This window comes from Zestomonas carbonaria, from assembly GCF_904061905.1.
Taxonomy (GTDB): Bacteria; Pseudomonadota; Gammaproteobacteria; order Pseudomonadales; family Pseudomonadaceae; genus Aquipseudomonas; species Aquipseudomonas carbonaria.
This window is the reverse complement of the sequence record NZ_CAJFCI010000008.1, coordinates 1-639: the sequence shown is the minus strand read 5'-3', so window position 1 is coordinate 639 and position 639 is coordinate 1. Positions and strand designations below refer to the sequence as shown.

General features: G+C 62.0%; 1 pseudogene. It reads left to right on the top strand.

Annotated elements, in window-relative coordinates:
• Nucleotides 1-12: 12 nt before the first annotated feature.
• Nucleotides 13-639, top strand: a pseudogene (locus tag PSEWESI4_RS00065) (chain-length determining protein); the annotation flags it as partial.

Here is a 639-nt window from a genome sequence, read left to right as displayed (position 1 = left end):
AAGGACACCAGCATGGGCCGCTATGTCGGCATCGCCATGAGCTACCCCGCCGGCGTGCAAGGCCCCGAAGCCCTGAACGGCCTCGTCGATTACGTCATCGACCTGGAGCGCCAGAAGATTGCCGACGACGTGGAAATAGTGATCCAGAACCGCCTTGCCCTGATCGAAACCCAGATCGCGGCGGGCCGGGCCAGCTATGAAGCGGCGAAGCAATCGCAGATCGCCGCTCTTCTCGAGCAGGACGGCGTCAAGCGCGCGATGCTGCAAGACGAACTCAAGGCCCTGCGCCTGCAACTGAAAGCGCGGCGGGAAAACCGCATCCAGCAGCTCAACGAGGCCATCCAGATCGCCCGCCAGTTGAACATCGTCAAACCCACCACGCCTTCCGCGCTGGGTGAGGCCGCGCGTGAAGTGCAAGGCAACCTGATCCGTACCGAGGTCAACAGCCAGCAGGCTCCCTTGTATTTCATGGGGGTAGAGGCCCTGGATGCCGAACGCAGCGCCCTGCTCAAGCGCAAGTCGGATGACTTCACCGAACCACGGATCGCCGAGATCGAAAAGGAATTGCGGCTGCTGTCCACGAACCGCACGGTCGAGTCACTGCGCAACCGCACCGACGAAGACCTGTTCCTGAAGAAA